Here is an 8,736-nt window from a genome sequence, read left to right as displayed (position 1 = left end):
GACAGTACATAACGAATATTACAAAAAACACCTGCCTACGCAGGAATGACAATAATTAAACTGTAATATAAAAAGTCTTATTCTGGTTTTCTACCGTGAATTTCCTCAAAATCGGTATCAAAATTATCACGTAAATACGCACGAAGTTTTAATCTGTAATCGTTTTTCAACCATTCCACAAAATTAAACGTACTTTTACTAATACACTTGGTATATCTTCCTATTCTGTAATCAATATCATCCCCTAGCATTTTAGCTAATCCTAAGGCATCATATACATCTTCAGAATTTTCAATACATATTTTAGCATGATGTTTAATAGAGCGTTCAAGAACAACTTTTGAAGATTCACCAGCTTTTATAGAATTAATATAGGTTTTCTTAATATCAAAATACACATCTTCAGAATTAGAAAACTCAGCTCGAAGTTCTTCAGGCATTTCGTATCTAAAATTCTCTTCAATGTCTTCATCGTTTATTAGTCCGTCAAGATAAAAATTAGGCGTTCTAAAAATACGTTGCCAATCTAAATCTGCTCCCCAAGGACCAAAACGATGTAAATTATTTCCTAAATCAATAACCTGAAAAGTAGTTTTATTCTTTAGTACACGAGACCCTCTACCAATCATTTGGTAATACAGTGTTAATGATTTTGTAGCTCTATTTAAAATAATAGCTTCTACAGATGGCTCATCAAAACCAGTAGTTAAAATACTAACAGAAGTCAATATGGCATCTGGTGTTTCATGAAACCATTTTAATATAGCTTTACGTTCTTTTTTAGTATTGGTATTGTCTAAGTGTGCTACAGGGTAACCAGCTCTTCTAAAGGTGTCGTACACGTGTAAAGACGTGTTAATACCATTATTAAAAATAAGGGTTTTTTTACCTTTACATCTTTCTTCATAAGCTTGTATAAGCTTAGAAAGCATGTCTGTATTAGTATATAAATCTTCTGAAGATTTTACCGTATAATCTCCGTTTGCACCTACAATTAATGAGGTTAAACCTACATTATACGAATAGATTTCAGCACGTGCTAAAAATTCGTTTTCAATAAGGTGTTCTATGGTTTCACCAACTATAAGCTCGTTATAGTTGTCATTCATAGGAAGTTTAATATTAGAACTTAAAGGGGTTGCTGTAACACCTAAAATAAAAGATTTTTCAAAAAACTTAAATAGTTTAGTGAATGAGTTATAGTGAGCCTCATCAATAATTACTAATCCAATATCAGAAATATCTAATTTATTTTCTTGTAATCTATTGTTTAAGGTTTCAACCATGGCAACAAAACAACTATATTTTGCTTGGTCGTCAAGATTAGCCTTACTACTTACAATTTTATTTTCTACACCAAATTCTGTAAGCATATAAGAAGTTTGCTTACACAACTCAATTCTATGTGTCATCACTAAAACTTTCTTTTTGTGATGTTTTAAATATTGTCTAACAATTTCAGAAAAAATTACTGTTTTCCCTCCTCCTGTTGGTAATTGGTATAAAAGGTGGTAATCTTCTGGAGCATCTTCAAAGGCTTTAAAAATTCTATTAATAGCTCCTCGTTGGTAACTGTAAAGATTTTTACCAGCATTTCTTTCTTCTTGTTCTGTAGTAGTAATAACGTTCCCCATAATTTTTTAGATGTGCAAAAATAACACCTTTTTGCAGTTTTTAAAGGGAATTTGGAAAGAAAATTTTAAAAATTATGTTAAAACCTATTTAACAATGATGATAGAAGCCTTTACTCCTTTTGCTAAATTCCATTGATTACCTGATATTACACTACCATCATCGTCTAAAATTTGAAACTCTGCAGTGTTAGGAGAAACTTGTCCTGTATCTAAGGCATAAAAGTCTATTTTGTTAATACCTTCTACCAACTTAAATTTAAAACCTGTATAATCTGGTGTTAATAAAACCGTAGCTTTTACAACATCACCATTTATAAATACTCTAATGTGATCACCATCAAAAGCACCATAATCTCTGTAAACAATATTTATATTTTCTGAAGTGGTTTTATGATCACCAAAAAATTGCGTTGTGGTGTTTCCTCGGTATTGTTGTTCTTTTCTTATTTCGGTATAACTAGCGTGCTTTTTTATTCTATCTTCATATAACTCTCCAGGATTACCAAATTTCTCTTTGTTAAACATAGAAAATTCTTCTTTTGGTAAATCTGTAGGTTGGTATTGTTTTGGTACTGTTAAACCATTTATATTATCGTCTTTAGGAATAATAAAACCTTGGTTGTTTATAGGTTTCCCTTCTTCTTCTACTTCTTGTTCTATATCTCCTTCTTCACTTTCTATTACAGGAATTTCAACAGATTTTTGCTCACTATCTACTTGTGCTTGTATAGTGTAGGTGAAAAAGCTTAAAATAATAAATAAAAGTAATCGCATAGTGTATTAGAAAAAATTATATTCTCTGTATTCAAAAATCGTACCTATGGTATTAAAAACCAATTTTAATTACAGTTTTTTAATTTATTTAACGCAATTCTTTTAATTAACGTACACTCCTACTCTTTTTTTTTGCATCCTAAAAAGAGATAAAACTGTTAAAAATAGTTAATTTGCTAATATGTATAACATAGTACTGTAACAATTTTGTTTTTGTGTCGTCTATCTAGTATAACAATCAAAAAACAAAAATCATGAGAACTTTAAACAACAATCAATTATCAGGAACTTTAACTAACACAAAAAGTCACACTTGGAATAGTAAAAGACGATACAGATAAGTAACAAGTAGCAATCAAAATTCATCAAAAAAAACCAAAAGATTATGAGAACATTAGCAAAATTATCTAAAAAAGTAAGTGGTATTGTAGAAGAGCAAAACCTTATAAATAGACATGTTATTCGTTTTTGTAATACAAATACTACCCTTTGGAAAGGAACTAAAAGGTTTGCACATTGAGATTTATTCATTAAAAATTAGTCCTAAAAAAAAGCCAGGAAGCATAAAACAGCTAACTGGCTTTTTTGTATTTTAATTAGAATAAAATAAATGGCTTTATTCTGTAATACCTTCTAAATTTAAGAAAAAACTATACATTAAAGCGCTTTGCTTATAGCGTTCAAACCTACCAGAAGCTCCACCATGACCATTATCCATATTACAATCTAAAAGTAAGAGGTTGTCATCTGTTTTTAAGTCTCTTAATTTAGCTATCCATTTTGCAGGTTCCCAATATTGCACTTGGCTATCCCAATAGCCAGTAGTAATTAGTATATTTGGGTAGTTTTTAGTTTCTACATTATCATAAGGCGAATAAGACTTCATATAATCATAATAGGCTTTTATTTTAGGATTTCCCCATTCATCAAACTCAAAAGTAGTTAAAGGAATACTTTCATCTAGCATAGTAGATACAATATCTACAAAAGGAACTGCAGCAACAACACCATTCCACAATTCGGGTTTCATATTTACTATTGCTCCCATAAGTAATCCTCCTGCACTTCCGCCAAGAGCATATAAATGGTTGCTACTTGTAAATCCTTCTTTAATTAAATGTTCACCACAATCTATAAAATCTGTAAAAGTATTTTTCTTTTTTAATAGCTTTCCGTTTTCATACCAATCACGTCCCATTTCTTGTCCACCACGTACATGCGCAATGGCGTACACAAATCCTCGATCTAATAAACTTAAGCGTGTAGCATTAAATCCTGGATCTATACTGTTTCCGTAAGAACCGTAAGCATATAGCAATAGAGGGTTATTTCCATTTTTAATGAATCCTTTTTTATATACAATAGATATTGGTATTTGAGTACCATCTTTAGCTGTTGCAAAATGACGTTCGGAAACATAATTAGTAATCGAAAAATTAGGATCTAAAACTTCTTCTTGTTTTAATATTTTAGAAGTTTTGGTATCCATATTGTATTCATAATCGGTATCAGGAGTGGTTAAAGAGGAATATTTATAGCGTAATTTATTGGTGTCAAAATCTATATTTGCTGTTGTATATGCAAGGTATGCAGGATCATTAAAAGGAATGTAATACTCTGCTCCTTTCCATTTTTTTACTCTAATATTAATTAATCCTGCTTTGCGTTCTTTTACCACTAAATGATTTTTGAATAAATCAAAACTTTGAAAATATACATCTTTACGATGCGGAATAACATCTACCCAATTTTCTTTTGTAGTTTTTGTGATTGGTGTTTTTACTAATCGGAAATTTTTGGCATCTAAATTAGTACGAATGTAAAAATGATCCTCAAAATGATCTACCTGGTATTCTAAATCACTTTCTCTAGATTGCACTAGTTTCCAATTGCCATTTGGTGTATTGGCGTCTAGGTATTGCATTTCGGTAGAAAGTGTTTGAAAACTACCAATAAACAAGTAGGCTTTAGATTTAGACTTCCATACAGCACATCTATACGTGTCATCCTTTTCTTCATAAACCAATATATCTTCTGCTTGATCGGTTCCTAAAATATGCTTATAAATTTTATCTTGTCTTAATGTTTCGGGATCTTTAGTAGCATAAAAAACAGTTTTATTATCATTAGCCCAAGTTGCGTTTCCGCTAGTATTACTAAGTTTATCATCTAGAAGTTTTCCGGTGTTTAAATCTTTAAAATAAATGGTATACTGACGTCTAGATATGGTATCTATTCCAAATGCTACTAGCTCATTATTAGTACTCACAGCACGTGAACCAATACCATAATAAGCAAAACCTTTTGCCATTTCTGGACCATTAAGAATAATTTCTTCTGTTGCATTTTCTTCCACTTTTTTTCGGCAGTACAATGCGTAATCACCATCTTCTTCAAAGCGTGTGTAATAAGAATAGCCATTATCTAACACAGGTACAGAAGCATCGTCTTTTTTAATTCGGCTAACCATTTCTGTATAAAGCTTTTCTTGTAAAGCATTGGTATGCTCCATGGTTTTAGCTGTATATTCGTTTTCTTGATGCAGATAGTCTAAAACATCTTGCGTTTGTTTATCTGGAGTTTCTGCATTTTTTTGTTTATCACTTAAGCGCATCCAGAAATAGTTATCTATTCTAGAATCGCCATGTGTAATAATTTCTTTAGGTATTTTTTTAGCAATAGGAGCTTGAATGTTACTTTGTGCTAAAAGCATGTTGTTTGTGATGCCTACAGCAAAAAAAAACAAAAAAGCAAATACATAGTGGATAGATTTTTTCATGTGGTTGTTGAATTAATTAATACCTAAAGTAACAAAAAAAACAGATAACTACAACAATGCAATTACCTGTTTTTTAATATGTTAACCCCTTTTTGGTTAATATTGAAGCAACTGTAATAATTCATTTTCAAACTTATCTCTTGATAAATATTGATCTTCTAATTGATTAATAAACGGAATTGGCGTTTCCATACTTGCTACTCGTTTTACAGGAGCGTCTAATTGCTCAAAACAGTTTTCCATAATTAAAGCTGAAATATCACTTGCTATTCCTCCAAAAAGGGAATCTTCTTGTAAGATAATTGCTTTTCCTGTTTTTTTAACAGAAGCATAAATAGCATCGGTATCTAAAGGCTGTAAAGAACGTAAATCTATAACATCTGCCTGTATATTGGTATGCTTATCTAAAGTGTTTAAAGCCCAATGCACTGCTGCACCATATGCAATAACTGTAATGTTATTTCCGGTTCTTAAAAGAGAGGCTTTACCAAGAGGTAATGTAAAATAATCTGTTGGCACTTCTTGACGTATACTTCTATATAATGCTTTGTGCTCAAAGAATAATACAGGGTTAGGATCATTAATTGCTGTTGCTAAAAGCCCTTTAGCATCATAAGGAAATGCAGGATAAACCACTTTTAAACCTGGTGTTTTAGTAAACCAAGCTTCGTTAGTCTGGCTATGAAAAGGTCCTGCAGCTACTCCTGCTCCACAAGGCATTCTTACAACTACATCAGCATTTTGGTTCCATCTATAATGGCTTTTTGCCAAATAATTTACCACAGGGTTAAAACCAGAAGTCACAAAATCTGCAAATTGCATTTCAACTACAGATTTTATTCCTGCAATTGAAAGTCCCATTCCTGCTTCTACAATTGCAGACTCACAAATTGGTGTATTGCGTACTCTGTCTTTTCCAAAGGCTTCTACAAAACCATCTGTAATTTTAAAAACACCTCCATATTCTGCAACATCTTGCCCCATGATTACTAAATCATCATGACGCTCCATACTTTGTTTTAAGCCTTGAGAAATAGCATCAATAAAACGCAATTCTTCTGTTTTATTGTTTTTTGTAAACTCTTGATATGCAAACTCTTGGTGTACATCACTTAATTCTTCACTTTCAGAAGGGATTATTGCTTTTTCAGCACTAGCTTGCTCTAAATGAGTATTAATTTCATGAGCTATTTCTTTTTTTATAGTAACCTCAAAAGCTTCGTCTATAATGCCTTCATTTTTTAAAAATTCTTGATAATTTTCTAAAGGATCTTTAGCAGCCCAAGTATCTAATAAGTCTTGAGGGACGTATTTTGTACCACTAGCTTCTTCATGGCCACGCATTCTAAACGTTTTAAATTCTAGTAAAACAGGATGTGGATTTTTTCTAATATCTTCTGCTAAAGCATTCACTTTAGTATACACTTCTAAAATATTATTACCATCAATAATGTGGCTTTCCATACCATAACCTAAAGCTCTATCAGCAATGTCTTTACAGTTATATTGCTCATTGGTAGGTGTTGAAAGTCCGTAACCATTATTTTCTATACAAAACAAAACAGGAAGTTGCCAAACAGAAGCAACATTTAAAGCCTCATGAAAATCACCTTCACTAGTTCCTCCTTCACCAGAAAAAACAGCAGTAACTTGGTTTTTATTTTTTAACTTACTTGCTAATGCAATACCATCTGCTACACCTAGTTGTGGTCCAAGGTGTGATATCATACCTACAATATGATATTCTTGGGTTCCAAAATGAAAACTTCTATCTCTTCCTTTTGTAAATCCGCTGGCTTTACCTTGCCATTGACTAAAAAGTCTGTATAACGGAATTTCACGAGAAGTAAAAACGCCAAGATTTCTGTGCATAGGTAAAATATATTCATTGCTTTGCAGTGCTTTAGTAACACCTACAGAAATGGCTTCTTGACCAATACCAGAAAACCATTTTGATATTTTTCCTTGTCTTAATAAAATGAGCATCTTCTCCTCTATCAATCTAGGTTTCAGCATACTCTTGTATAAATCGATTAAGGTTTCATTGTTTAAACCTTCTTTATTGTAGTTAATCATAAGTTTAAAAATCGTTTCCAATACCTTTATATTTATAAATCAAATGTAAGTAATTTTTCATGTTATGACTTCATTAAGTTTAATTTTACTCAAGATTTTCGTTACATTTGTAATTCGACTTTTAAAATAAAGAATATGGACAGAATACCTAGTGTAAACCTGAATGATTTTATTTCTGGTGACCCAGTTAGAAAGCAAAAATTTGTAGATGAAATTGGTAAAGCCTATGAAGATATAGGGTTTGTTGCGCTTAAAGGACATTTTTTAGACGATACTTTAGTAGATAATTTATATGGCGAAGTAAAGAACTTCTTTGACCTTCCTGTAGAAACAAAACGCAATTACGAAATACCAGGAATTGGTGGGCAACGTGGTTATATTTCTTTTGGTAAAGAAAGTGCAAAAGGAAAAAAAGAAGGAGATTTAAAAGAGTTTTGGCACTTTGGTCAATTTGTAGAAAACGATCCTAAACTAGAAGCCGAATATCCTGCAAATGTAACTGTAAATGAATTACCAGAGTTTAATAAAATTGGTAAGCAAACCTATAGAATGTTAGAAAAAACGGCTAAATACGTTTTACGTGCTTTAGCTTTATACTTAAACTTAGAAGAAACCTATTTTGACCAATATATACATAACGGAAATTCTATTTTAAGACCAATACACTATCCTCCTATTCTTGATGAACCTAAAAACGCTGTTCGTGCAGCTGCGCATGGTGATATTAATTTAATCACCCTTTTAATGGGAGCTCAAGGTAGAGGTTTACAAGTACAAAAACATGATGGGGAATGGATTGATGCCATTGCAGAACCAGATGAATTAATGATTAATGTTGGTGATATGCTTTCTCGCCATACTAACAACAAGTTAAAATCTACTATACACAGAGTAATTAATCCGCCAAGAGAACTTTGGGGAACTTCGCGTTATTCTATGCCGTTTTTTATGCATCCTATAAGTGATATGAAATTAGATGTATTAGAAAGTTGTATTGACGAAGAAAACCCTAAACAATTTGAAGATATTACTGCTGGTGAATTTTTACACGAACGTCTTGTAGAATTAGGGCTTATTAAAAAATAGTAATAGATTGTAATTACAGCTTATTGTAATTACAAACGGAAATTGTAAACTAAAAAAATGGACTTACAAGACCAACTTAAAAATTTGTTTCCAGATCATGTAAATGAAACTACAGAAGCGGAAACCTCTACTGAAAAAGGAATCTGGTTACAAGAGGAACCTATTCTCTGTAAATACGAAAAACGTAAAGGGAAACCCATTACTATTTTAGATGGTTATACTGGTGCTACAGAAGACTTTAAAGCTTTAGCAAAAGAACTAAAAACCAAATTAAGTGTTGGAGGAAGTTTTAAAGACGATAAAATTATCATTCAAGGAGATTATAGAGATAAAATCATGGAAATGCTTAAAGAAAAAGGATTTAATGTAAAACGAGTTGGTGGTTAA

7 protein-coding genes are annotated in these 8,736 nt (G+C 31.5%); 3 read left to right on the top strand and 4 right to left on the bottom strand.

Annotated features, from left to right (window positions below):
• Nucleotides 1–77 precede the first annotated feature (77 nt).
• Nucleotides 78–1,634: a DEAD/DEAH box helicase gene (locus tag KO494_RS11810; protein WP_215967813.1), complete on the bottom strand. Its 1,557-nt coding sequence runs from the start codon at nucleotides 1,632–1,634 to the stop codon at nucleotides 78–80.
• A gap of 84 nt (nucleotides 1,635–1,718) precedes the next feature.
• Nucleotides 1,719–2,408, bottom strand: coding sequence for a hypothetical protein (locus KO494_RS11805; protein ID WP_215967812.1), 690 nt, complete (start codon nucleotides 2,406–2,408; stop codon nucleotides 1,719–1,721).
• A gap of 385 nt (nucleotides 2,409–2,793) precedes the next feature.
• Here KO494_RS11805 and KO494_RS16060 point away from each other — a divergent pair, with 385 nt between their 5' ends.
• Entirely contained in the window at nucleotides 2,794–2,928 is a 135-nt protein-coding gene (locus tag KO494_RS16060) for a hypothetical protein (protein WP_256447838.1), read from the top strand.
• A gap of 96 nt (nucleotides 2,929–3,024) precedes the next feature.
• Here KO494_RS16060 and KO494_RS11800 read toward each other — a convergent pair whose 3' ends face one another.
• Together KO494_RS11800 and KO494_RS11795 are read right to left on the bottom strand one after the other, a co-directional pair.
• Nucleotides 3,025–5,187, bottom strand: coding sequence for a S9 family peptidase (locus KO494_RS11800; RefSeq protein WP_215967811.1), 2,163 nt, complete (start codon nucleotides 5,185–5,187; stop codon nucleotides 3,025–3,027).
• Nucleotides 5,188–5,283: 96 nt separating this feature from the next.
• Nucleotides 5,284–7,263, bottom strand: coding sequence for a thiamine pyrophosphate-dependent enzyme (locus tag KO494_RS11795; RefSeq protein ID WP_215967810.1), 1,980 nt, complete (start codon nucleotides 7,261–7,263; stop codon nucleotides 5,284–5,286).
• 135 nt (nucleotides 7,264–7,398) lie between these two features.
• Between KO494_RS11795 and KO494_RS11790 the strand changes: the two genes are divergently transcribed.
• Together KO494_RS11790 and KO494_RS11785 are read left to right on the top strand one after the other, a co-directional pair.
• Nucleotides 7,399–8,349 (top strand): isopenicillin N synthase family oxygenase, encoded by a 951-nt coding sequence (locus KO494_RS11790; protein ID WP_215967809.1) that lies wholly within the window; start codon nucleotides 7,399–7,401, stop codon nucleotides 8,347–8,349.
• Between the two features lie 57 nt (nucleotides 8,350–8,406).
• Nucleotides 8,407–8,736 (top strand): translation initiation factor, encoded by a 330-nt coding sequence (locus KO494_RS11785; RefSeq protein WP_215967808.1) that lies wholly within the window; start codon nucleotides 8,407–8,409, stop codon nucleotides 8,734–8,736.

Origin of the sequence: Lacinutrix sp. C3R15 (assembly GCF_018860825.1) — a bacterium.
Lineage (GTDB): Bacteria > Bacteroidota > Bacteroidia > Flavobacteriales > Flavobacteriaceae > Oceanihabitans.
This window is presented reverse-complemented; position numbering and strand designations above follow the sequence as displayed.